Source organism: Streptomyces sp. NPDC046925 (assembly GCF_040644915.1).
GTDB lineage: Bacteria > Actinomycetota > Actinomycetes > Streptomycetales > Streptomycetaceae > Streptomyces.
This window is the reverse complement of sequence record NZ_JBEYWZ010000003.1, coordinates 654,084-678,589: the sequence shown is the minus strand read 5'-3', so window position 1 is coordinate 678,589 and position 24,506 is coordinate 654,084. Positions and strand designations below refer to the sequence as shown.

Annotated in this window: 19 protein-coding genes and 1 pseudogene; 12 read left to right on the top strand and 8 right to left on the bottom strand. The window is 71.7% G+C overall.

Annotated elements, in window-relative coordinates:
• Positions 1–135: 135 nt before the first annotated feature.
• From ABZ906_RS16300 to ABZ906_RS16275, 6 genes are all read left to right on the top strand, one after another.
• On the top strand, positions 136–1,602 hold the full coding sequence (locus tag ABZ906_RS16300; protein WP_361382472.1) for an aldehyde dehydrogenase: 1,467 nt from the start codon (positions 136–138) through the stop codon (positions 1,600–1,602).
• Positions 1,602–1,835, top strand: a complete 234-nt coding sequence (locus ABZ906_RS16295; RefSeq protein WP_361189658.1) for a ferredoxin — start codon at positions 1,602–1,604, stop codon at positions 1,833–1,835. Before ABZ906_RS16300 ends, ABZ906_RS16295 begins: the two co-directional genes overlap by 1 nt.
• A gap of 202 nt (positions 1,836–2,037) precedes the next feature.
• Positions 2,038–4,896 carry a class III lanthionine synthetase LanKC gene (gene lanKC / locus ABZ906_RS16290; RefSeq protein ID WP_361382469.1) on the top strand — a complete coding sequence of 953 codons (2,859 nt, stop codon included), beginning with the start codon at positions 2,038–2,040 and terminating at the stop codon, positions 4,894–4,896.
• A gap of 45 nt (positions 4,897–4,941) precedes the next feature.
• On the top strand, positions 4,942–5,067 hold the full coding sequence (locus ABZ906_RS16285) for a SapB/AmfS family lanthipeptide (RefSeq protein ID WP_361189755.1): 126 nt from the start codon (positions 4,942–4,944) through the stop codon (positions 5,065–5,067).
• Between the two features lie 111 nt (positions 5,068–5,178).
• Positions 5,179–6,948, top strand: coding sequence for an ABC transporter ATP-binding protein (locus ABZ906_RS16280; protein WP_361382466.1), 1,770 nt, complete (start codon positions 5,179–5,181; stop codon positions 6,946–6,948).
• Positions 6,949–7,088: 140 nt separating this feature from the next.
• Positions 7,089–9,455: an ATP-binding cassette domain-containing protein gene (locus ABZ906_RS16275; RefSeq protein WP_361383238.1), complete on the top strand. Its 2,367-nt coding sequence runs from the start codon at positions 7,089–7,091 to the stop codon at positions 9,453–9,455.
• Here ABZ906_RS16275 and ABZ906_RS16270 read toward each other — a convergent pair.
• Positions 9,369–9,611 (bottom strand): annotated as a pseudogene (locus ABZ906_RS16270) (LuxR C-terminal-related transcriptional regulator); the annotation flags it as partial. The gene ABZ906_RS16275 and the pseudogene ABZ906_RS16270 sit on opposite strands and share 87 nt — an antisense overlap.
• 545 nt (positions 9,612–10,156) lie before the next feature.
• Positions 10,157–10,792, bottom strand: a complete 636-nt coding sequence (locus ABZ906_RS16265; RefSeq protein ID WP_361189667.1) for a TetR family transcriptional regulator — start codon at positions 10,790–10,792, stop codon at positions 10,157–10,159.
• 220 nt (positions 10,793–11,012) lie between these two features.
• Between ABZ906_RS16265 and ABZ906_RS16260 the strand changes: the two genes are divergently transcribed.
• The 3 genes from ABZ906_RS16260 to ABZ906_RS16250 are packed head-to-tail and all read left to right on the top strand — an operon-like array spanning position 11,013 to position 14,208.
• Entirely contained in the window at positions 11,013–12,377 is a 1,365-nt protein-coding gene (locus ABZ906_RS16260) for a glycosyltransferase family 4 protein (protein WP_361382463.1), read from the top strand.
• Entirely contained in the window at positions 12,377–13,120 is a 744-nt protein-coding gene (locus ABZ906_RS16255) for a class I SAM-dependent methyltransferase (RefSeq protein ID WP_361189672.1), read from the top strand. Before ABZ906_RS16260 ends, ABZ906_RS16255 begins: the two co-directional genes overlap by 1 nt.
• Positions 13,117–14,208 carry a prenyltransferase/squalene oxidase repeat-containing protein gene (locus ABZ906_RS16250; protein ID WP_361382460.1) on the top strand — a complete coding sequence of 364 codons (1,092 nt, stop codon included), beginning with the start codon at positions 13,117–13,119 and terminating at the stop codon, positions 14,206–14,208. Before ABZ906_RS16255 ends, ABZ906_RS16250 begins: the two co-directional genes overlap by 4 nt.
• 44 nt (positions 14,209–14,252) lie before the next feature.
• Here the strand turns inward: ABZ906_RS16250 and ABZ906_RS16245 are convergent, their stop codons facing one another.
• A complete protein-coding gene (locus ABZ906_RS16245) occupies positions 14,253–14,543 on the bottom strand; it encodes a hypothetical protein (RefSeq protein WP_361189676.1) in 291 nt (96 codons plus the stop codon).
• Between the two features lie 115 nt (positions 14,544–14,658).
• Between ABZ906_RS16245 and ABZ906_RS16240 the strand changes: the two genes are divergently transcribed.
• Complete coding sequence (locus tag ABZ906_RS16240; RefSeq protein ID WP_361189679.1) at positions 14,659–15,213, top strand: hypothetical protein; 555 nt, start codon at positions 14,659–14,661, stop codon at positions 15,211–15,213.
• A 156-nt stretch (positions 15,214–15,369) separates the two neighbouring features.
• On the opposite strand, the gene ABZ906_RS16235 is transcribed toward ABZ906_RS16240, so the two are convergent.
• The 4 genes from ABZ906_RS16235 to ABZ906_RS16220 all read right to left on the bottom strand — a co-directional run bounded on the left by ABZ906_RS16235 (position 15,370) and on the right by ABZ906_RS16220 (position 19,187).
• Entirely contained in the window at positions 15,370–16,380 is a 1,011-nt protein-coding gene (locus tag ABZ906_RS16235) for an LLM class F420-dependent oxidoreductase (RefSeq protein ID WP_361383235.1), read from the bottom strand.
• A 123-nt stretch (positions 16,381–16,503) separates the two neighbouring features.
• On the bottom strand, positions 16,504–17,355 hold the full coding sequence (locus ABZ906_RS16230; protein WP_361198766.1) for a hypothetical protein: 852 nt from the start codon (positions 17,353–17,355) through the stop codon (positions 16,504–16,506).
• Between the two features lie 148 nt (positions 17,356–17,503).
• Positions 17,504–18,511: an N-acetylmuramoyl-L-alanine amidase gene (locus ABZ906_RS16225; protein ID WP_361382457.1), complete on the bottom strand. Its 1,008-nt coding sequence runs from the start codon at positions 18,509–18,511 to the stop codon at positions 17,504–17,506.
• 22 nt (positions 18,512–18,533) lie between these two features.
• Positions 18,534–19,187, bottom strand: a complete 654-nt coding sequence (locus ABZ906_RS16220) for a class I SAM-dependent methyltransferase (RefSeq protein ID WP_361382454.1) — start codon at positions 19,185–19,187, stop codon at positions 18,534–18,536.
• A gap of 153 nt (positions 19,188–19,340) precedes the next feature.
• On the opposite strand from ABZ906_RS16220, the gene ABZ906_RS16215 reads away from it, so the two are divergent.
• Entirely contained in the window at positions 19,341–19,985 is a 645-nt protein-coding gene (locus ABZ906_RS16215; RefSeq protein WP_361383232.1) for a CatB-related O-acetyltransferase, read from the top strand.
• Positions 19,986–20,273: 288 nt separating this feature from the next.
• Here ABZ906_RS16215 and ABZ906_RS16210 read toward each other — a convergent pair whose 3' ends face one another.
• Positions 20,274–22,007 (bottom strand): MFS transporter, encoded by a 1,734-nt coding sequence (locus ABZ906_RS16210; RefSeq protein WP_361382451.1) that lies wholly within the window; start codon positions 22,005–22,007, stop codon positions 20,274–20,276.
• 240 nt (positions 22,008–22,247) lie between these two features.
• Here ABZ906_RS16210 and ABZ906_RS16205 point away from each other — a divergent pair, with 240 nt between their 5' ends.
• Positions 22,248–24,485: an acyl-CoA dehydrogenase gene (locus ABZ906_RS16205; protein ID WP_361382448.1), complete on the top strand. Its 2,238-nt coding sequence runs from the start codon at positions 22,248–22,250 to the stop codon at positions 24,483–24,485.
• Positions 24,486–24,506: the final 21 nt, after the last annotated feature.

The window sequence follows — 24,506 nt, the reverse complement described above, 5'->3', positions numbered from 1 at the left end:
CGCCCAAGTCGACCTTTTCGTCAGGCTACTTGAGTCTTGCCCTCCGTGGACTAGTGGAACTAGAACTGGTATCAGTTCTGAAACAGTGTCAGAAAGCGTGCCGCGCAGGCGGAATCCCGCAGGAGGCAGTCAGCCATGACCGAGATCGTGGAACACGGGCAGCTTTTCATCGGCGGGGAGCTGGTGGACCCCCTCGGCAAGGACGTCATCGAGGTGATCTCGCCGCACACCGGCCAGGTCTTCGCGCGCGTGCCGCACGCCGCGCCCGCCGACGTCGACCGGGCCGTCGCCACCGCGCGCAAGGCCTTCGACGACGGCCCATGGCCCCGGATGACGCTCGACGAGCGGATGGAGGTCATCACAAAGATCAAGGACGCGTTCGCCGTACGGCACGAGGAGATCGCCCGTGTCATCAGCTCCGAGAACGGCACCCCGTACACCTCCAGCATCATGGTGCAGGCCCTCGCCGCGATGATGGTCTGGGACTCGGCGCTCACCGTCGCGCGGAACTTCACCTACGAGGAGGAGCGCGACGGAGCGCTCGGCAAGATCCTCGTCCGGCGCGAGCCGGTCGGCGTCGTGGCGGCCGTCGTGCCGTGGAACGTCCCGCAGTTCACCGCCGCGGCCAAGCTCGCGCCCGCGCTGCTCGCCGGCTGCCCGGTGATCCTCAAGACCTCGCCCGAGGCGCCGCTCGACGCCTACATACTCGCCGAGATCGCCACCGAGGCGGGGCTGCCGCCGGGCGTGCTCTCGATCATCTCGGCCGACCGCGAGGTGAGCGAGTACCTCGTCGGGCATCCCGGCATCGACAAAGTGTCCTTCACCGGCTCCGTCGGCGCGGGCAAGCGCGTCATGGAGGTCGCGGCCCGCAACCTCACGCGCGTGACCCTGGAGCTGGGCGGCAAATCCGCCGCCGTGATCCTGCCGGACGCGGACGCGGCCTCCGCGGTGGCCGGCATCGTCCCCTTCGCCTGGATGATCAACGGCCAGGCGTGCGTCGCCCAGACCCGCATCCTCGTGCCCCGCTCGCGCCACGACGAGTTCGCCGACGCCTTCGCCGCCGCGGCCGGTGCGCTCAAGGTCGGCGACCCGCTCGACCCTGCCACCGAACTCGGCCCGCTCGTCGCGCAGCGACAGCAGCAGCGCTCCCTCGACTACATCCGCATCGGCCAGGAGGAAGGCGCCAAGATCCTCACGGGCGGCGGCCGTCCGCCCGGACTCGACGAGGGCTGGTACGTCGAGCCGACGCTCCTGGGCGGCGTGGACAACTCGATGCGCGTGGCCCGCGAGGAGATCTTCGGCCCGGTCATCTGCCTGCTCCCGTACGGCGACGAGAGCGAGGCCGTGAAGATCGCCAACGACTCCGACTACGGCCTCAGCGGCAGCGTCTGGACGGCGGACACGGAGCGCGGCATCGACATCGCCCGGCAGGTGCGCACCGGAACGTACTCCGTGAACACCTTCAGCCTCGACATGCTCGGACCGTTCGGCGGCTACAAGAACTCCGGCCTGGGGCGGGAGTTCGGGCCCGAGGGGTACGGCGAGTACTTCGAGCACAAGATGATCCACCTCCCCGCCGGGTACGAGGGGGCGGGTGCCTGATGGGTGACCGCTGGCACGTCGAGGTGGACCGGTCCGTCTGCATCGGCTCCGGGATGTGCGTGATCACGGCGCCGGGCGGGTTCTCGCTCGACTCCGCCCGCCAGTCGCACCCCGCGGAGCCCGAGACCGACGCCAACGAGAAGGTGCTCGAAGCGGCCGAGGGATGTCCGGTCGAGGCGATCACGATCACGCTGTCCGGAAGTGGGGAGGTCGTCTTCCCCCCGGAGGACTGATCGGTCCGGCGGCAGCGGGCTTCACTAACGCGATGCCGTCCGCGCCGACTCGTATACGTCCTGTACGTATTGTGTTCGATCGAACAGGTGCGAACAGGAAGTTACCCATGCGTTCCGCATGCCCGATCGATGACATCCGTGACTGTCCGCCCCCTTTGCGGTCTGGAAATCTCAAGTCCGGACCACTTGGGGAGGGGACGCCGTGGACAAGCGGTACGAGGTCTACTGTCTGGCCGACAGGCACTTCTACGAGACTCCGGACCGTTTGTCCGTGGGCGGCAGCGCCCCCGTCTTCGGGACGGCGGAACGCCCCGTCCCGCGGGGATGGCGGTCGGCGCGCCAGGGCGACTGGCTGACCCTCGTCCCCGTCGACGAGGAAGGGCACGCGAGGCCCGCGCCCCAGCAGGGCTGGAAGATCCACGTCTCCGCCACGCTAGAGAACGCCGACCGGATCGCCGCGGCGGTCTGGGACCACTGCGTGCCGCGCTACGTCCCCTTCAAGTTCATCGCGGGACGGCCCCTGCTGCACCTGCGCAACAGCAAGTACGCCGGACGCGACGGCAGCGGGAAGTTCGCCACGATCTACCCCGCCGACGAGCGCCAACTCCATTCCATTCTGGAGGAGTTGGGACAGGAACTGGCGGGGAACGAGGGCCCGTACATCCTCACCGACCTGCGCTGGCAGGAAGGCCCGCTGTACGTCAGGTACGGCGCCTTCACCCGCCGTATGTGCGTCGACGAGCGCGGCGGTCTGGTCCCCGCGATCGAGGATGATCGGGGCCGCCTCGTCCCCGACTCGCGCGACCCGGCCTTCCGGGTCCCCGAGTGGGTGACGCTGCCGCCGTTCCTCGAATCGCAGCTTGCGGCGCGGAACAACACGACGGTCACCGACCTGCCGTACCGCATGGAGAAGGCGCTGCACTTCTCCAACGGCGGCGGGGTCTATGTGGGCACCGACACCAGGGACGGCCGCAAGGTCGTCCTCAAGGAGGGCCGGCCGCACGCGGGCCTGGCATCCGACGGGGCCGACGCCGTGGCCCGCCTGGAGCGCGAGCGGGACGCGCTGGGGAGATTGGCGGGCCTCGGCGTCGCGCCCGAAGTACGGGACTGGTTCGAACTCGGCGGCCACCGCTTCCTCGTCATGGACTTCCTGGAGGGCCGCACCCTCAACTCCTTCTTCGCGGACCGGCATCCACTGCTTGTCAGCGAGCCGGACGCCGATGCGGTCGCCGCGTACACGGCCTGGGCGCTGCGGATCCACCGTGCCGTCGAGGAAGCCGTCGCGGCCGTGCACGGGCGGGGGGTCGTCTTCAACGACCTCCACATGTTCAACATCATGGTCGCGCCCGACGAACAGTCCGTCTCGCTCCTCGACTTCGAGGCCGCGACGCGGGTGGGGGACGGCGGCAGACAGGTCGTGGCCCACCCCGGCTTCCTCGCACCCGCGGACCGCAAGGGCGTCGACGTCGACCTCTACGCCCTCGCCTGTCTGCGCCTCGCCCTCTTCCTGCCGATCACCACGCTGCTGGCCATCGACCGCGACAAGGCCGCGCACCTCGCGAAGGTGATCGCGGCCGAATTCCCCGACGTGCCGGCCGAGTTCCTCGCGGAGGCGGTGGCGGAGATCGAGCGGGGCGGGGAGGGCGTGACGGGGGGTGCGGAGGCTGCGGCTGGGGCGTCTGCTGCGGGGGATCCCTTCGGCGGGTCGCCTGTCGCCGGGTCGTCCGCGGCCGGGGCGTCTGCTGCGGGCTCGCCCGTCGCTGGGTCGTCCGCTGCCGGGTCGTTTACTGCCGGGTCGCCGGTCACCAGGACGACCGCCACTGGGACTGCCTCCGTCGGGAGGCCCGCCGCCGGGAGGCCCGTCGCCGGGGCGCCCGCCGCCAGGACGGCCGCGGATGTCGCCGCATCGCTCGTCGGCCACGTCGGCCTCGTCGATCTCGGTGACTGGCCCGGCAGCCGGGACTCGATGGTCAAGGCCATCCTCGCCTCGGCCACCCCGGAGCGCGACGACCGGCTCTTCCCCGGCGACATCGCGACGTTCGCCGACGGCGGCGGGCTCGGCCTCGCGCACGGCGCGGCCGGAGTGCTCTACGCCCTCGCCGAGAGCGGCGCCGAGCGCTACGAGGAGGGCGAACGCTGGCTCCTGAAGCACACCGAGTCCGCCCCGCCCGGCACGCCCCTCGGCCTGAACGACGGCCTCGCGGGCATCGCCCACGTACTCGAACGGCTCGGTCACCGCACCCGGGCGCTCGACCTGATGGAGAGCGTCCTCCAGGAGAACTGGCAGCGGCTGCCCTCCGACCTGAACGGCGGTCTCGCCGGACTCGGACTCGCCTTCGACTCCCTCGCGCACAGCGCCGGTGAGGAAGGGCTCGCACAACACGCCTTACGAGCAGCCGAGTTGATCGGCGAGCGGCTCACCGCCGGGACCCCGCCGAAGGGGCGGCCACGAGCCGGCCTGCTGCACGGGGCCACCGGCCCGGCACTCCTCTTCCTGCGGCTCTACGAGCGGAACGGCGACCCCGCGCTCCTCGACCTGGCGGCACGCGCCCTGCGCGCGGACCTCGACCGGTGCGTGGCGCGGCCCGACGGCAGTATCGGGGTGGACGAGGGGTGGCGCACGATGCCGTACCTCGGCGACGGCAGCGTCGGCATCGGCATGGTCGTCGACGACTACCTCGCGCACCGGGACGACGCCGGATTCGAGGCGGTACGGCCGGGCATCCTGGCCACCGCGCGCTCACGCTTCTGCGTACAGCCGGGCCTGTTCCAGGGCCGGGCCGGACTGCTCCTGCACGTCGACCGCAGCACCGCACCCGGTATCCCGCCGGGGGAGGTCGCCGCGCAGATCGAGGGACTCGGCTGGTTCTCGATGCCGTACGCGGGCCAACTGGCCTTCCCCGGCAACCAGATGCTCCGGCTCTCCATGGACCTGCACACCGGAACGGCGGGCTGTCTTCTCGCGCTCGCCGCCCCGCTGGGGGACGGCGGAGCACACGTCCCCTTCCTGCCGCCCCTGAGGCGGCCCCAGAGCCGGTCCCGCGAATCCGCGGGGTCGTGACACCGCCCACAAGGACAACAACGTCCCCAAATGAGAGGGAAGATCATGGCGCTTCTCGACCTGCAGAGCATGGAATCCGACGAGATGACCGGCGGCGGCCACGGTGGCGGCGGCAGCAACGTGAGCCTGCTGCTGTGCTGGAGCGACGCGAGTGTCGTCCTCTGTCTCTGATGCCGGCCCGTGCCGTCTGAACGGCACGCCGTGAGGACCCGGGCGGTGCCTCTCCCCGAGGCGCCGCCCGGCTCCATCTCCTACCCCGAGGACTGTGAGGACCCGGATCGCATGGCGACCACGACCACCCGTCCTCACCGGCGCCGATCCGACCGGCGCGGATCCGACCGACCCCGACCCGCCGCCGCTGACGACGCCGGTCTGCTGAAGGCCGTGACCCGTCACAACGCCGTGCGCTGCGTGGTCCTCGCGCTGTGCAGCGTCGCCGGCGCGGGCGCGAGTCTTCTCCTGCCGTTCGCGATCGGCCGTGCCCTGGACGCCGTACTCGCGGGGCACGCCGCGGGCCACGTCGGTGCCGATGCCCGCCGCTGGATCCTCCTGTGTACGGCGCTCGTCGCGGCGAGTGCGCTTCTGGACGCCCTGGACGGCGTCCTCACCGGAACCACCAACGCCCGCGCCACCGCCTGGCTGCGCGGCCGTATCGGACGCCATGTGCTGGCCGTCGGACCGCGCGCCACCGCGCGCTTCGCCCCCGGCGACCTGGTGGCCCGCCTCGTCGACAACGCGGCACACGCGGGCGTCGCGCCCGCCACGCTCGCCGCGCTGCTCGCCGCCCTGGTCGCGCCTGTCGGCGCCGTAGTGGCCCTCGCCCTGATCGACGGCTGGCTCGCCGTGGTGTTCGTCGCGGGGGCGCCCGTCCTCGTCCTGCTCCTGCGCGCGTTCGTGCGGGTCTCGTCCGACTGCGTGGCCCGCTACCAGCAGGTCCAGGGGGACATCGCGGGCCGCCTGGGCGAGGCGATCGGCGGGGCCAGGACCGTCGCGGCGGCGCACACCGAGGACAAAGAGGCGGAACGCGTACTGGGGGCGCTGCCCGAACTCTCCCGCCAGGGACACCGCATGTGGCGGGTCCAGGGCCGCTCCCAGGCGCAGGCGGTCGCGGTCGCGCCGCTGCTCCAGATCTGCGTCATCGCGGTCGCGGGCCACCTCGTCGTCCAGGACCGCATCACCGTCGGCGAGCTCCTGTCCGCCTCCCGGTACGCGGTGCTCGCCACCGGCATCGGCATGCTCGTCGGCCAACTCGGCGGCCTGGTACGGGCGCGGGCCGCCGCACGCCGCCTGGGGGAGGTGGCCGCGGAGCCCACGACTTCTTACGGATCCGCTGAACTACCTCCCGGTGACGGTCTGTTGGAGCTACGAGGGATCAAGGCGGACCGTGGCGGACGCACCGTGCTCGACGGCGTCGACCTGACGGTGCCCGCAGGAGGCACGCTCGCCGTGGTCGGCCGCTCCGGCGCGGGCAAGTCGCTGCTCGCGGCCCTCGCGGGGCGGCTCGCCGACCCCGACGAAGGGGACGTACGCCTCGACGGCGTCCCCCTGCGGTCGCTCGGGCGCGAGGAGCTGCGCCGCGAGATCGGCTACGCCTTCGAGCGCCCTGCCCTGCTCGGCGCGACCCTGGAGGACACCATCGGCTTCGGCACCCCGCGCCCGGCGCCCGGCCGCATCCGCAGCGCGGCGCGCGCCGCCCGCGCCGACACGTTCATCACCCGCCTCCCCGACGGGTACGCCACCCCCTGCGCCGACGCGCCGCTCTCCGGGGGAGAGGCCCAACGCCTCGGTCTGGCACGGGCGTTCGCGCGAGGCGGCCGGATCCTGATCCTGGACGACGCGATGTCGAGCCTGGACACGGTGACGGAACACCACATCGCCGAGGCCCTCCTCCACCACACCCCGCACCGCAGCCGCCTCATCATCGCCCACCGCGCGGCGACGGCGGCCCGCGCGGACGTGGTCGCCTGGTTGGACGACGGCCGGATCAGAGCGGTGGGGACCCATGCGGAGCTGTGGGAGCGGGCCGAGTACAGGGAGGTGTTCGGCGCGTGAGCCGTCCGGCGCTGTCCTCGGACTCGAACCCGGCCTCGGACTCGAACCCGGCCGCGGCTCCGGCTCCGGCTCCGGCCCCGGCTCCGGCCCCGTCGGGCCCGTACCGCCGGGGTGTCCGCTTTCTGTGGCGCAGGTGGCCGGTGCTGCTGCGGCTCGCGCTCTGGTCCGTGCTCGAAACGGGGCAGACCTTCCTCACCGGGTACGCCCTCGCGCGCGCCCTGGACGACGGGTTCCTCGCCGGGCGCGCGGCGGTGGGGTTCGGGTGGCTCGGCGGGGCCGGGCTCGGCGTGGTCGTCGCCGCGTACGGCACGGGGCGGGTGTTCCGCGCGGTCGCCGATCTGGTGGAGCCACTGCGGGACACCCTGGTACGGCAAGTCGTCGGCCGGGGGCTGCGGGAGGCGGACGGCGCCTCAGTCTCCCGGCTCACCCAGCAGGTGGAGATCGCCAGGGACACGTTCGCGGGCCTGGTGCTCGTCTCCCGCTCCTTCGTCTTCACGGCGGCGGGCGCGCTGATCGGCCTGTTCTCGCTGGCCCCGCTGCTGCTCCTGGTCGTCGCGCCCCCGCTGCTCGCCGGGATCGCCCTGTTCGCGGCGAGCCTGCGTCCGCTGGCCCGGCGCCAGGAGAGGTTCCTCGTGGCGGACGAGGAGATCGCCGCACAACTGGGTTCCGTGGCACCGGGGTTGCGGGACATCTCGGCTGCCGGTGCAGAGCGGGAAGTGGCCGGGGACCTGGACCGGGCCGTCGCCGCCGAGTACGGGGCGGCGGGCGCACTCGCCCGCTGGGGCATCCTGCGCACGGCGGCCCTCGTGACCGGCGGCCAGCTCCCGCTCGTCCTGCTCCTCGTGACGGCGCCCTGGCTCCTGGACCGCGGAGTGACACCGGGCGCCCTGGTCGGCGCGATCGCCTACGTCACCCAGGCCCTGCTCCCGGCCCTGAACAACCTGATCCACGGCCTGGGCACCAGCGGCTCCCGCCTGGCAATAGTCCTACGCCGCCTGACATGGACCCCGCCGCCCACCCCCGCCGGAGACGCGGGCAGCAGCGCGCCCTCCGCGACCGCCGCCGAGCCCCCACCGACTCCTGAGCCCCCGACCGCTCCGGGCGGGCACCCGACGCCCGCGGGCGGAGACGGCACGGCCTCGCACGCCGTGTGGCCCACGGCGTGCGCCGCCGATCCCGCGCCGACCGGCCGGCCGGCTCCTGAGCCCCCGACCGCTCGGGGCGGGCTCCCGACGCCCGTGGTCGGAGGCGGTACGGCCTCGGATGCCGGGTGGCCCGCGGCGTGTGACGCCGATCCCGCGCCGACCGGCCGACCGGCTCCTGAGCCCCCGACTGCTCCGGGCGGGCACCCGACGCCTGTGGGCGGAGGCGGTACGGCCTCGGATGCCGGGCGGCTCGCGGCGTGTGACGCCGAGCCCGTGCCGACCGGCCGACCGGCTCCTGAGCCCCCGACTGCTCCGGGCGGGCACCCGACGCCCGCCGGCGGAGACGGCACGGCCTCGCACGCCGTGCGGCCCGCGGCGTGTGACGCCGAGCCCGTGGGCGGCGATCGGCGTACTTCTGTGGCCCCGACTGCTGCCGGTGGGCGCCCCGCCCCCGCCCTTCAGCTCTCCTCCGTCTCCTTTGCCTACGGGCCCTTCGCCGAGCCCGTCGTGCGGGATCTTTCGCTCACCGTTCCGCGGGGCGGGCATCTGGCCGTTGTCGGGCCCAGTGGGATCGGGAAGTCGACGCTGGTGGGGCTTGTGGCCGGGATGCTTCAGGCCGGGAGCGGTGTCGTGCGCGTGGACGGGCGGGGTGTGCGGGGGCCGGAGGCCGTCGGGCGGCGGGTGTTGATCCCGCAGGAGGCCTACGTCTTCAGCGGGACCGTGCGGGAGAACCTGGCGTATCTGCGTGAGGATGCCGTCGGGGACGCCGAGCTGATCGCCGCCGCCGGGGCTGTCGGGCTCGGCGGGGTGATCGAGCGGCTCGGCGGGCTCGACGCCCCGGTCGACCCCGCCGCACTCTCCGCGGGCGAGCGCCAGCTCGTCGCGCTGACCCGCGCCCATGTCTCGCACGCGCCCCTCGCCCTGCTCGACGAGGCCACCTGCCACCTCGACCCGGCGGCGGAGGCCCGCGCGGAGCGGGCGTTCGCGGCGCGGCCCGGCGGCACCCTCGTGGTGATCGCCCACCGCATCAGCTCGGCCCGCCGCGCCGACCGCATCCTGGTGATGGACGGGACGCACACGCTGTGCGGCAGCCATGGAGAGCTGCTGCGGAGCTCGTCCCTCTACCGCGAGCTCTGCGGCAGCTGGAGCCCGGCGAACGGCGCGAACGGCGCGAACGGAGCGGACGGGACGTCATACCCAGCCCTCCACCCGCGAGATCCGTATCGCGTCGATCCTGTTGCGGGCCCCGGTCTTGCGGGTGATGGCGGCCATGTAGTTGCGCACCGTCCCGTTGGACAGATGCAGTCGGTTCGCGATCTCGGCGACGGGCGCGCCCCCGGCGGCGAGCGCGAGGACCAGTAACTCCCGGTGTGTCAGCGGCATCTGAGAGGCCTTCAGGAAGCCGAAGCCGAGGGACTCGTCCACGAACCGCCGACCGGCCGCCACCTGCCTGATCCCCGCGAGCAGCCGGTCCGGCGGACTCGCCTTGTCCACGTAGCCGAGGGCGCCGGCCTCCATGCAGCGCCGCAGCAGCCCCGGCCGGCTGCCGGACGCCAGAACGAGCAGCGGGGTGCCGAGTCCGCCGGTCACCGGATGGGAATGCTCCCCGAACTCGGCGGACGCGTACGCCGAGTCGCCCTCGGGGTCGACCACGCAGACGTCGGGCCGCACCACGCCGATACGGTCGCGGGCGTTGCGCCACGGTGCATGGAACACCTCCAGGTCCGGCTCACGGGCGAGGCGTTCGGCGAGGGCCGATCGCAGCAGACAGGCGTCGTGCACGAGAAGAACCCGGATCACGTTCCGATACTCCAGCTCTCCGCATTTGGTCCGATGGCTTCGTACAGCACGTAGACCATTCATAGCCGCGCGGACCGTCGATGCGGACGCGCAGAATTGGCCAAGCGGGACCAGAGGAGGCTCAGGGGCGCAATTGCCAGATGGGTGTGCGCCCCCCGTGCAACTGTTCAGAGCTTGCGTTCGAGCGCCCTTCGAGTGGCTTCGGGTGGCCTTCGAGCGGCTTCGGGAGACTCGGGGCGGCCTCGTGCGGCCTGGGCGGCCCGCTACGCGCTCTCGGGAGACGTCAGGTCGATCAGCCGGCACACCATCTCGATGTCGATCTTGACCTGTGCGATCGACGCCCGCCCCGAGAGCCAGGTGATCAGCGCGGAGTGCCAGGTGTGCTCGATGACCCGGACCGCCGAGAGCTGCTCGGGGGTCGGCGCCTCCGCCAGGCCCATCGCGTCCAGGATGATCGCCGTGGTCAGCCGCGAGACCGTGTCCACCTCGGGGCTCACGGAGCGGTCGGCGAAGGTCAGCGCCCTGACCATGGCGTCCGCCAGATGCGGCTCGCGCTGGAGGGCGCGGAAGGCCCGCATCAGCGTCTCGGCGCACCGCTCGGCGGGCGTCTCACCGGCGGGCGGACGCTTGCGGATCGTCGTGTGCATGTGCTGCAACTGGTCCTGCATGGTGGCGACCAGCAGATGCACCTTGGAGGGGAAGTAGCGGTACAGCGTGCCGAGCGCGACGCTCGACGACTCGGCGACCTCGCGCATCTGCACCGCGTCGAACCCGCCCCGGCTCGCGAGCTGGGCGCTGGCGTGCAGGATGCGGCGACGGCGCGCCTCCTGCCGTTCGGTCAGGGGCGGCGACGCCGGATCAGCTGCTGCGACTTCCGCTGCCTTGGCTTCCGATGTCATAGGTCCCGTAGTCCGTCGTCCCGGTCCGGATATGTGGTGGGCCAGCATGGCAGGGCACCCGCCGTGGCGCGAATCACCTGATCCGGGCCTTACAGCGCGGCTACCTGCCGGTAGATTCAGACCTCGTTCAGCGATCATTCAACGATCAAGTCTGAAACTTGTTCTAGATTACCGTCCCGGCGTAACCTCGCGGACAACCGCAGGCAGAAGGGGGCCGAGAGTGACCGCTGAGGCCATGGAGGCGGGCCCCCGGACGGGCCCGCAGGGCTCCGATGGTGACCGACCGTTGCGCATCGCTCTCCTCACGTACAAAGGGAACCCGTTCTGCGGGGGGCAAGGCGTCTACGTACGGCACCTCTCGCGCGAACTGGCCCGCCTCGGGCACAGCGTCGAAGTGATCGGCGCGCAGCCCTACCCCGTCCTCGACGAGGGCCTCGAAGGACTCCGGCTCACCGAGCTGCCGAGCCTGGACCTCTACCGCTCGCCCGACCCGTTCCGCACGCCCAAGCGCGGCGAGTACCGCGACTGGGTCGACGCGCTCGAAGTGGCGACGATGTGGACCGGCGGCTTCCCCGAGCCCGCGACGTTCAGCCTGCGCGCCCGCCGCCATCTGCGCGCGAGGCGAGGCGAGTTCGACGTCGTGCACGACAACCAGACGCTCGGCTACGGCCTGTTGGGCGACATCGGCGCCCCGCTCGTCTCGACGATCCATCACCCCATCACCGTGGACCGCCGCCTCGACCTCGACGCGGCGCCCGACTGGCGCCGCCGCATGTCGGTCCGCCGCTGGTACGCGTTCACGCGCATGCAGAAGCGCGTCGCCCGCAGGCTGCCCTCCGTGCTCACCGTCTCCGGCACGTCACGCCAGGAGATCATCGACCACCTCGGCGTACGCGACGACCGCATCAACGTCGTGCACATCGGCGCCGACACCGACCTCTTCTCGCCGGACCCGTCGGTCGCCGAGGTGCCGGGCCGCATCGTCACGACGTCCAGCGCGGACGTCCCCCTCAAGGGCCTCGTGTACCTCGTCGAGGCGCTCGCCAAGGTCCGCGCCGAGAACCCCGCCGCCCACCTCGTCGTCGTCGGCAAGCGCGCCGAGGACGGCCCCGTCGCGCAGGCCATCGAGAAGTACGGCCTCGCCGACGCCGTCGAATTCGTCAAGGGCATCACCGACGAGGAACTGGTGGACCTGGTCCGCTCGGCCGAGGTTGCCTGCGTGCCGTCGCTCTACGAGGGCTTCTCGCTCCCCGCGGCCGAGGCGATGGCGACGGGAACGCCGCTGCTCGCGACGACCGGCGGCGCGATCCCGGAGGTCGCGGGCCCCGACGGCGAGACCTGCCTCGCCGTGCCCCCGGCCGACCCCGACGCGCTCGCCGCGGGCCTGAACCGCCTGCTCGGCGACCGCGACCTGCGGGTGCGCCTCGGCGCGGCGGGACGCGAGCGGGTCCTCGCCAAATTCACCTGGGCCAGAGCCGCCCGGGGCACCGCAGAGCTGTACCGCGCGGCGATCGCCGAGAACGCGGCCCCGCAATCCGGCCGCCGCCCGGCCACCACCCCGACGTACTCCGGGAGCCATCGCTGATGCTGACCGTCGACTTCACCCGCTTCCCGCTCGCCGCGGGCGATCGCGTCCTGGACCTGGGCTGCGGTGCGGGCCGGCACGCCTTCGAGTGTTACCGGCGGGGGGCCCAGGTGGTGGCCCTCGACCAGAACGGCGAGGAGATCCGCGAGGTCGCCAAGTGGTTCGCCGCGATGAAGGAGGCGGGCGAGGCACCGGCGGGCGCGACCGCCACCGCGATGGAGGGCGACGCGCTCAACCTCCCCTTCCCCGACGCCTCGTTCGACGTCGTCATCATCTCCGAGGTGATGGAGCACATCCCCGACGACAAGGGCGTGCTCGCGGAGATGGTCCGCGTCCTCAAGCCCGGCGGCCGCATCGCCGTGACGGTGCCGCGCTACGGCCCGGAGAAGATCTGCTGGGCCCTGTCGGACGAGTACCACGAGGTCGAGGGCGGTCACATCCGCATCTACAAGGCGGACGAACTGCTCGGCAGGATGCGCGAGGCGGGCCTGAAGCCGTACGGCACGCACCACGCGCACGCCCTGCACGCGCCGTACTGGTGGCTCAAGTGCGCGTTCGGCGTGGACAACGACAAGGCGCTGCCGGTGCGGGCGTACCACAAGCTCCTGGTCTGGGACATCATGAAGAAGCCGCTGGCGACGAAGGTGGCGGAGCAGTTGCTCAACCCGGTCGTGGGCAAGAGTTTCGTGGCGTACGCGACGAAGCCGCACCTGCCGAAGGCCGACGCGAAGACCGACGCGTGACGAGCCCGGAGCGGACGGAACACCTGGTCCTGCCGGGCGTCCTGACGGCGGATCAGGCCACGCGGACGGTCCGCGGGATTCTGGCGGTCCAGCGCGAGGACGGCGCGATCCCGTGGTTCCGCGGCCACCACCTCGACCCCTGGGACCACACCGAGGCCGCCATGGCCCTGGACGCGGCGGGCGAGCACACGGCGGCGGGCCGCGCCTACGACTGGCTCGCGCGGCACCAGAACCCGGACGGCTCCTGGTACGCGGCGTACGCCGACGGCGACCCGCACGACGTGACGGACCGGGGCCGTGAGACGAACTTCTGCGCGTACATCGCGGTGGGCGTCTGGCACCACTATCTCTCGACGGGCGACGACACGTTCCTGGACCGCCTGTGGCCGACGGTGGTGGGGGCGGTGGAGTTCGTCCTCGCCCTGCAGCAGCCGGGCGGCCAGATCGGCTGGAAGCGCGAGTCGGACGGTGAGCCGGTCAACGACGCGCTCCTGACGGGCAGTTCATCGATCTACCAGGCGCTGCGGTGCGCTCTGGCGATCGCCGAGCAGCGCGAAGAGCCGCAGCCGGACTGGGAGTTGGCCACGGGTGCCCTCGCCCACGCCATCCGCAGCCACCCCGAGCGGTTCCTCGACAAGGACCGCTACTCGATGGACTGGTACTACCCGGTCCTCGGCGGCGCGTTGAGCGGCGCGGACGCCAAGTCCCGCATGAAGGAGGGCTGGGACCGCTTCGTGGTGCCGGACCTCGGCGTGCGCTGCGTCATCCCCAACAACTGGGTGACGGGCGGCGAGAGCGCCGAACTGGCCCTGTCCCTCTGGGTGTTGGGCGAATCCGACCGCGCCCTGGAGATCCTTCAGTCGATCCAGCACCTGCGGGACCCGGAGTCCGGCCTCTACTGGACGGGCTATGTCTTCGACGACCAGGCGATCTGGCCCGAGGAACTCACCACGTGGACGGCGGGCTCCCTGCTGCTCGCGGTGGCGGCACTGGGCGGCGACGAGGCCACCTGCGCGGTGTTCTCGGGAGAACGCCTGCCGGTGGGCCTCGCGCCGGAGTGCTGCGGCGCCGCTACCGGGGGTCAGTAGCGACGCCGCAGCGATCCCGCTGCCGGGGGTAGCAGCGGCACCGGTCAGTAGCGGCGCAGCCGTCCCGCAATGGCGTGGCCCACGAAGACGTAGACCAGCGCCGCGAGGCCGTATCCGCAGACCACGCGGGCCCAGGCCTCGTCGAACGTGAACAGATCATGCGACCAGCCGGCGAGCCAGCGGGCCACGTCGTGGATGAACTGGACGAGGTCGTTGGCGCGGTTCGCGTCCAACAGATACATGAGGATCCACAGGCCGAGGATGATGGCCATCACGTCGGCGACGATGACGATGACCCTCGCTGCGGTGCTGCCACGTGCTTGTCGGGTGGACATGTCATCCGTGTACCTGGAAAGACGCGGTTGAAACCCGTACGGGCTCGCCCGGGTGGCAGGTCCCGTCGTGCGGGGTGAGGCTGCCAGGAGAACTGTCCACTCCTGGAGGTCCCCCGTGTCGCTGTCCGCTGCGGCCGTACGCCGGTCACTTGTCGCCCCTGTGCTGTGCGGCGCCCTGCTCGCGGGTACGACCGCGTGCAGCGGCAACGACGACGCCAACGCGGCGTCGTCCTCGCCGTCGGCCTCCAGCTCGGCACAGAAGCAGAAGTTCGCGAAGACGCGGTTCGTCGCGAACGCGGGCATCGCCGCCGGGGCGACGTACCAGTGGATCGTGAAGCCCTTCAAGGCCGGGAAGTTCAAGAAGGGCGCCGACGGGCGGAAGTTCGCCCTGATCAAGGCGGGGCTCGCGGGGACGCTCGCCTACAACCGCCTGAAGGCGGCGTCGAAGAACGCGAAGGGCGACCCGGCGCTCGCCAAGGCGGTGGCGCCGCTGACGGCCGGGATCGACGCCCTGAAGGACCTGCCGAAGAAGCTGCGCAAGGGCGACTCGACGGACTCGGTCGTGAACTCCTTCGACGACGTCATCAACAAGGTGAAGGACGCGGGCAAGGGCGCGGGCGCGGAGGTCAAGGACAAGGTGCCGTCGGCGGGGGAACTGGCCAAGGGGTAGGTCTGGCGCGGGGGCCTGGCATTGACGTTTGCCTTGGTTGCCGTAAATCACCGGCTCCGCCGAGTTCGTCCTCAAACGCCGGACGGGCTGAATACATTCAGCCCGTCCGGCGTTTGAGGACATCTTGTCGGGGGTCCCCGCAGGGGCCGCCCTTGCCTAGCTATTCAGCTCCGCCAGTACCCGCAGGGTATGGGGGTCAGGCGCCAGTACCAGCAGATCCGTCACCGGGCCCTTGCGCCACAACTCCAGCCTTTCCGCAATACGCTCCCGCGGCCCCACCAACGAAATCTCATCGGCGAAAGCATCCGGCACCGCGAGGACTGCCTCCTCCCGGCGCCCCGCCAGAAACAGTTCCTGGATCCTTCGCGCCTCTGCTTCGAACCCCATCCGCGCCATCAGATCCGCATGAAAGTTTCGCGCGGAGTGCCCCATTCCGCCGATATAGAACCCCAGCATCGCCTTGACCGGAAGCAAGCCCTCCGCAACGTCGTCGCAGACCTTCGCCCGCGCCATGGGCGCGACCACGAATCCCTCCGGCGCCCCCGCGAGCGACGCCTCGTACACGTCGGACCGCATCGGCGACCAGTAGAGCGGCAGCCACCCGTCCGCGATCCGCGCCGTCTGCGCGATGTTCTTGGGCCCCTCAGCCCCGAGCAGTACGGGCAGATCCGCCCGCAGCGGATGCGTGATCGGCTTCAGGGGCTTGCCCAGACCGCTGCCGTCATCGCCCTGGTAGGGGTGTGAGTGGAAGCGTCCGTCGAGGGTGACCGGGCCCTCCCGCCGCAGTACTTGGCGGATGACGTCCACGTACTCCCGCGTCGCGGTCAGCGGCGACTTCGGGAACGGCCGCCCGTACCACCCCTCCACCACCTGCGGGCCGGAAAGCCCGAGCCCGAGCATCATCCGCCCGCCGGAGAGGTGGTCCAGGGTCAGCGCGTGCATCGCGGTCGTCACCGGCGACCGCGCCGCCATCTGCACGACCGCCGTGCCCAGCTTGATCCGCGAGGTCTGTGCCGCGATCCAGGTCAGCGGCGTGAAGGCGTCCGAGCCCCACGCCTCCGCCGTCCACACGGAGTCATAACCGAGCTGCTCGGCCTCCCGGGCGAGTGCCACATGCCCGGGGTCGGGGCCGCGCCCCCAGTAGCCGAGTGCGAGCCCCAGGCGCATGTCCGTGCCCATGCCCCATTCCTTCCTGACGGTCCGTCAGTTCAGTGCAGAGAGGCGACTGTACGACAACGGCCCCCCGCCCGGAAGGGCGAGGGGCCGCGAGGTGCGGGAGAGTGCGGTCGATCAGCCGCGCTGGATCCCCGTGGTGTCCTGCAGCACGCCACGACGGCCGTCCTGCGTCTGCGCCACCAGGCCGGGACCGCGCTGCTCGACGGCCAGGTACCAGGTGCCGGGCGCCAGTTCGGCGATCGGCGTGGGCGAACCGTCCTCCGCGTACAGCGGACGCGGCACCGGCACGGCGAACCAGAACGGCGAGAAGTCACCGGTGGCCTGCGCCGCCGCGGGAGGCGGCGTCTGCCCCTGCGGCTGACCCGGCTGGGCGCCGTAGGGCTGACCCTGCTGGGGCTGACCGGGCTGGGCGCCGTACGGCTGACCCTGCTGCGGCTGGCCCTGCGCACCGGGGTAGCCGTAGCCACCCTGCGGCTGCCCGCCGTAGGGCTGCGGGGCGGGGCGCGCGGCGCCGACGAGGGGGGCCTTGAAGGCGGGGACGGTCAGGGAGAGGATCGCTCCGGCGGCCAGGATCAGCGTCGCGATGAGAGAGAGGATGGTGCCGACACCGACGTCGACGCCGCTGTCACCCGACCCCATGTTGTCGAAGCCACCGGCCGGGTCGAAGACCTGCCCGAGGGCGCTCCAGAGGGCGGCCACGGTGAAGGCGACGCCGAAGTGACCGAGGTCGATGCCGAGGACCTTCGGGGCCGCGGGCAGGCCGCGGGCCACGATGATGCAGACGGCACCGATAATCCCGGCGAGGGTGACCCCCAGCAGGAACGGACCGCTGTTCCAGCCGTTTGGCATATCGGTTGAGTCCGGAGCACCTTCGAGGTCGATGATGTCCAGGAACGAGGCGATGAACAGCAACACCGCTGCCCCGATCACCACGCCGTCGCCTCGAGTGAGAGAGCGGATATTCACTTCAGGTCCTTCGTAAGTCGTCTCGTCGGTGGAGGCGTCGCTCGCCGCAGGTCTCGGCGCAGAGCGCGGGGATGGCCCCCCATCGTACGGAGGACATTATCGTTCCCACGGGCGGGGTGTCTGCTCGGCATAAAGAGCTACCGACGCGTTATCCCCGCAGAAAACTCACGATTCCGTCCGAGATCCCCCGGGCTGCCTTCTGCCGCCAGGCGTCATTAGTGATCAATGCCTCGTCCTTCGAGTCCCGCATGTTGCCGCACTCGATGAACACCTTGGGGACGGTGGAGAGGTTGAGGCCGCCCAGATCCTTGCGTACGTCGAGGCCGGTGCCGTCGCCGATGTAGTTGGACGGGGCGCTGCCCGTCGCGCTCAGGAACTTGCCCGCGATGCGCTCACCGAGGTCGCGCGACGGGACGACGATCTTCGAGGTGTCCGCGGCGCCGGACTTCACCGACGCGGGCAGGATCACGTGGAAGCCGCGGTTGCCGGCCGCCGATCCGTCGGCGTGCACGGAGACGACGGCGTCCGCGCGGGCTTCGTTGCCGATGCGGGCGCGCTCGTCGACGCAGGGGCCCCAGGGGCGGTCGCCGTCCTGCGTGAACTTCACCGTGGCGCCCTCCTTCTGGAGCAGCGTGCGCAGGTGGCGCGAGACGGAGAGGGTGAACTCGGCTTCGGTGTAACCGTTGTTGGTGGAGGTGCCCGTGGTGTCGCACTCCTTGCGGTGCGTACCGACGTTGACGAGACGGTTGATCTCGGCCGTGTGCTTGCCGTTGCCCGGGTTGTGACCGGGGTCGATGACGACGACCTTGCCCTTGAGGGGCCCGGAGGCGGCGGGACGGCCCGACGACTTCGGAGGCTTCGACGTACTCGGCTCGTCGCTCGCCTTGTCCTTGTCCTTGTCGTCCCCCTTCCCCTTGTCGTCGTCCTTCCCGGAGGCCGACGGGGAGGGCCGGGCGGACGAGGAGCCCTGCGCGGACTGGCTGGAGGCGGGGAGCGTTCTGGCGGGCTCGTCGCCTCCGGGCCCGCTCGTCGCCTCATAGATGAGCCACCCGGCCAGGCAGGTGGGCACCAGCGCGGCGAGCGTCACGGTGAGGGGGCCGCCGGTGAAACGGCGGGGCGGGCGTGGGGGCTGACTGTCCGGACCTACGTACGACACGAGAGCGACTCTAACCGCGAGGTCAGATCCCCGTGCCCGTTCGGCGCAGGACGCGCAGAGAGTCTGTTGCGGAGACTTCGGTGAACGCGCCGGACTCCAGGGCCCTGAGGTAGACGCGGTACGGCGCCTGGCCCGTCATGATGTCGACGGGGTCGGGGAAGACGTCGTGGATCAGGAGCAGGCCGCCCTCCGCGATGTGCGGGGCCCAGCCCTCGTAGTCGCCGGTCGCGTGCTCGTCCGTGTGGCCGCCGTCGATGAAGACGAGACCGAGCGGTCCGCCCCATGCCTTCGCCACCTGCGGCGAGCGGCCCACGATCGCGATGACGTGCTCTTCGAGGCCCGCGTGGTGGAGGGTGCGCCGGAAGGTGGGGAGGGTATCCATCCGGCCGACCTCCGGGTCGACCGTCGCCGGGTCGTGATACTCCCAGCCCGGCTGCTGCTCCTCGCTGCCGCGGTGGTGGTCCACGGTGATCGCCGTGACGCCGGCCTCGCGGGCGGCGTCCGCGAGCAGGATCGTGGAACGGCCGCAGTACGTCCCGACCTCCAGGAGGGGCAGCCCGAGCGCCGCCGCTTCCGCCGCCGCCGCGTACAGGGCGAGGCCCTCGCCGGTGGGCATGAAGCCCTTCGCCGCTTCGAAGGCGGCGAGGATTTCCGGCTTGGGCTGGGGGGCGGCCATGGGGGTCCTCCTGGGCTTCGGGAATGCGGTCGCACGAGCGGGCGCACGAGCGGGCGGAAAAGCGGTGGGTCTGTGCCGTGGGCCGACCTATGCTGCCGCATGGCCCGGCTGATCATGGCGGCGGGGCGGTACACAGCGGTGAAGGGAACGGTCATGGAACTCGTACCGGCTGATCCGACGGTGCTGCATCCCTTTCCGGATCAGCCTCGCGTCGTGCTTTTGAAGCCGCTGGTGAAGTCTCCTCTGATCGAGGCGGGGGAGTACTCGTACTACGACGACCCGGATGACGCGACGGCCTTCGAGACGCGCAACGTCCTCTACCACTACGGGCCGGAGAAGCTCCGTATCGGGAAGTTCTGTGCGTTCGGGACGGGGGTGCGGTTCATCATGAACGGCGCGAACCACCGGATGGACGGGCCCTCCACGTTTCCCTTCCCCATCATGGGCGGCTCGTGGGGCGAGCACTTCGACCTGATCAGCGGGTTGCCGGGGCGCGGGGACACCGTCGTCGGGCATGACGTGTGGTTCGGGTACGGGGTGACGGTGATGCCGGGGGTGCGGATCGGGAACGGGGCGGTGGTCGCTTCGGGGTCCGTTGTCGTGGACGATGTGCCCGACTATGGGGTGGTCGGGGGGAATCCGGCGAAGCTGATTCGTACGCGGTACAGCGAGGATGAGGTTGCGCGGCTGTTGGCTGTTGCTTGGTGGGATTGGCCTGCGGAGCATCTGACGGAGCATGTCCGGACTGTGATGTCCGGGACCATCGATGAGCTGGAGCAGGCCGCTCCGCGGGGGTAAGGGATTTCTCCCCAACCCCGCCCCTTCCCGAAAACTCGCTCGGCGCGAGGGCCTTGTGCGTGCCGCAATCACCGGCTCCGCCGAGTTCGTCCTCAAACGCCGGACGGGCTGGAGATTTCCCGGCTCGGGGAAATCTCAGCCCGGCCGGCGATTGAGGCCAGTCTTTCCGGGGGTCTGGGGGGCGAAGCCCCCGGTCTGTTTCCGCCGGGTGCCCACCCGGGGGTCTGGGGGCGGAGCCCACAGTTTCGGGAAGGGGCGGGACTGGGGAAGGCCCCGCAGGGAACGCCCCTACGCCAGCACGTCGCTCCCGCCCGGCAGCGGCAGGTCCATCTCGACCGCCCGGTCGTCCGCGCGATACGCCGCCGCCGAAGCAAGCGGCGCATGCCCCGCGGCCGTTGCCGCGAGGACGTAGGAGCCGTCGCCCGGCACCGGGAGCGCATAGTGGCCGCCCTCGTCCGTGAGGGCAGAACCGGCCTGCCGCCCCCGGCGGTCGATCAGTGTGACCTTGGCGCGGGCGACCGGCGCCCCGGAGGGGCTGAGGACACGGCCGTGGAAGCCGGCGAGCGCCTCCGTAGCGGCGCGCAGGTTCGCGTCCTCCTCGCTGCTGGCCCGGAGCTGGGTCTTGACCGAGCGGCGGGCGGAGGGGAGGAAGAGGGCGAAGACCAGGCCCAGGGCGACCGCGCCGGTGGCGATCAGGAACGAGGTCCTGAAGCCCGTCATCGTCGGGATCGCGACGCCGCCCACGTGGTCCGCGGTGTTGGCGAGGACCATGCCGATCACGGCGCTGGAGACCGACGTACCGATGGAGCGCATCAACGTGTTGAGGCCGTTCGCCGCGCCCGTCTCCGAAGGCGGCACGGCGCCGATGATCAGCGCGGGGAGCGAGGAGTAGGCGAGGCCGATGCCCGCGCCGATCACCACCGCGATGATGATCGTCTGCCAGGCGGCGCTCATCAGGCCGAGGCCCGCGCCGTAGCCGATCCCGATGATCAGCATGCCGAGGATGAGGGTCACCTTCGGGCCGTACTTCGCCGAGAGGCGCGCGTACACCGGAGCCGTGAACATCATCGTGAGGCCGAGCGGTGCCACGCACAGGCCCGCGACGACCATGGACTGGCCGAGGCCGTAGCCGGTGGCGGTCGGCAGCTGGAGCAGCTGCGGGAGGACGAGCGAGATTGCGTAGAACGCCACGCCGACCATGATCGAAGCCAGGTTGGTGAACAGGACCGCGGGGCGGGCCGTGGTGCGCAGGTCCACCAGCGGCGCCTTGAGGCGCAGCTCCATCACGCCCCACAGGACCAGGACGACCGCCGCCGCGCCGAACAGGCCGAGCGTCATGCCGGAGGTCCAGCCCCAGTCGCTGCCCTTGGTGATGGGCAGGAGGAAGAGGACCAGGCCCGCGGAGAGGCCCAGCGCGCCGATCACGTCGAAGGTGCCCTGCGCCTTGACCTTGCTCTCCGGTACGAAGGCCACCGTCAGGAGCATCGATATGACGCCCAGGCCCGCCGCTCCGAAGAAGAGGGCGTGCCAGTCGGCGTGCTGCGCGGTCAGCGCCGCGAGCGGCAGCGCGAGGCCGCCGCCGACGCCGATGGAGGAGCTCATCAGGGCCATCGCGGAGCCGAGCTTCTCGCGGGGCAGCTCGTCGCGCATCAGGCCGATGCCGAGCGGGATGGCGCCCATCGCGAAGCCCTGGAGGGCGCGGCCGACGATCATCACGACGAGGTCATCGGTGAAACCGCAGATCAGCGATCCCACGACCATCACGGCCAGGCTCGTCAGGAGCATCCGGCGCTTGCCGTAGAGGTCACCGAGGCGGCCCATGATCGGGGTCGAGACGGCGCCCGCGAGCAGGGTCGCCGTCATGACCCAGGTGGCGTTCGACGGCGAGGTGCTCAGAAGTGTCGGCAGGTCCTTGATGACCGGCACCAGGAGCGTCTGCATCACCGCGACGACGATGCCGGCGAAGGCGAGTACGGGGACGACTCCGCGGGGGCCGCGTTGGTGGGTCGTCGACTGCGTCATTACGTGGGGCCTCCGGGGGCGCTGCGAAAAAGCTGGCAGGGGTACGTGCAGTGCGAACCTGTTTCCCGAGGCGACTATTCCGACGGATGTCGTACGAGGGGAATTCTTGACCTGTTGTTAACCGGCCGGATAGGCGGTGCGCCGAGCGGCCCGATATCTGACCCTCCGTCAGGCTTCCGCCGTACTGGAACGTGTTCTAGTCTGTCGCCGTCCCGGAAGCTGCTACCGGCGAGGACGCGCATGGGCATCGGAATCACGCAGGAACAAGGGGAGTTGGCGGCGGCGGTGCGCGGCTGGACCGCCCGCGCCGTACCGCCCGAGGAGATACGCAAACTGCTCGACGCCCCGCCCGGCACGGGCGGCAGGCCCGCGTACTGGGACGGCCTCGCCGAACAGGGGCTGCTCGCGGTGCATCTGCCGGAGGAGTGCGGCGGCGGGGGCGGCGGCCTCGTGGACCTCGCCGTCGTCCTGGAGGAGGCGGGACGCGCCGCGCTGCCGGGGCCGTACCTGGCCAGCGCCCTCGCCTCGGCCGTGCTGCACGCGGCGGGCGCCCGTGACCTTGCCGCCGACCTGGCCTCCGGGGCGCGGATCGGCGCCGTCGCGCTCGGTGCGGGCACGCTGACCGCGGCGCCCGCGGCGGACGGCCGGCTCCTCGACGGAGCTGCCCCGCCCGTGCTCTGCGGAGCCGACGCCGACCTCCTGATCCTGCCCGCGAAGGCCGCGAAGGCCGCGAAGGCCGCGAAGGCCGCGAAGGCCGCGGAGTCCGCGACGTCCGCGCCCGGCACGGTATGGCTGGCCGTCGACGCCGCCGAGCTGACCGTACGCACGCAGGAGAGCGCCGACCCGACGCGGCCCACCGCCGAGGTGACGGCTTCCGGGGTGGAGGTCCCGGCCGGGCGGGTGCTCGACGTGGACACGGCACTCGTACGGGATCTGGCGTGCGTCCTGTACGCGGCGGACGCGTGCGGGGTGGCCGGCTGGGCGCTCGAAACGGCCGTCGAGCACGCGAAGGTGCGCGAGCAGTTCGGGCGGCCCATCGGACAGTTCCAGGCGGTCAAGCACGCTTGCGCCGACATGCTGGTGCGCCTCGAACAGGCGCGGGCGCTCGCGTGGGACGCGGCGCGGGCGGCCGGTGAGCCGCCGCAGGTGCGGGGACTCGTGGCGGCGCTCGCGGCCGGGGCCGCGCTCGACGCCGCGTACTCCTGCGCCAAGGACGCCATCCAGATCCTCGGCGGCATCGGTTTCACCTGGGAGCACGACGCGCATCTGTATCTGCGCAGGTCACTGGTTGCCCGGCAGCTGCTCGGCACCGGTGACGCGCACCGGCTGCGGGCGGTGCGGCTCGCGGAGGGCGGCGCGCGCAGGGAGCTGCGGACGGAGCTGCCGCGGGAGGCGGAGGCCTACCGGGAGCAGGCCCGCGAGGCCGTCGCCCCGGCGCGGGGGCTCGACCCGGCAGCCGCCCGCAAGGCCCTCGCCCCGACCGGCTACGCCGCGCCCCATCTGCCCGAGCCGTACGGCCTCGGCGCCGGCCCCGTCCAGCAACTCGCCGTCCAGCAGGAGCTCGCGGCCGCCGGGGTGCGCGTCAGCGATCTCGGGATCGCCACCTGGGTGGTGCCCTCGCTCATCGCGTACGGGACACGGGAGCAGCAGGAGCGGTTCCTGGCGCCGACCCTCAGGGGCGAGGTGCTGTGGTGCCAGCTCTTCAGCGAGCCCGGAGCGGGTTCGGACCTGGCCTCGCTGCGGACGCGGGCCCAGCGGGTCGAGGGCGGCTGGCTGATCAACGGCCAGAAGGTGTGGACGAGCGCGGCGCAGTGGGCGGACCACGGAATCCTCCTGGCCCGCACGGACCCCGAAGCCCCCAAACACAAGGGCCTCACGTACTTCCTCGTCGACATGAAGCGGGCCCCGGGCATCGACATCCGCCCGCTGAAGGAGATCACCGGGGACTCCCTCTTCAACGAGGTCTACTTCGACGACGTCCTGCTGCCCGCCGACGCGGTGGTCGGCGAGGTCGACGACGGCTGGCGGGTCGCGCGCCACACCCTCGGCAACGAACGCGTCCACATGGCCGACCAGCTGACCTTCGACACCGGTCTCGAAGCGCTCATCGGGCGCGCCGCCGACCTCGACGACGCGTGCCGCGCGCGGATCGGCACCCTCGCCGCCGAGGCACACGCGCTCGCCTGCATCGGCCTGCGGACGACGATGCGGCAGGTGTCCGGCGCCGAACCGGGGGCCGGTGCCTCCGTCCGCAAGCTCGTGCAGACCCCGCACCAGCAGAAGGTCGCCGAACTCGCCCTGGAACTGCTCGGCCCGGCGGGCGCGGTCCGCGAGGGCGCGGGGGAGCGGGCGCTGCACGGCTTCCTGATGTCGCGCTGCCTGACCATCGCGGGCGGGACCACGCAGGTGCAGCTGAACGTCGTCGCGGAACGGCTCCTCGGCCTGCCGAGGGACCCCGAGCCCCGCCCGATCATCTAGGGCCCTGGCCCCACCACGGAG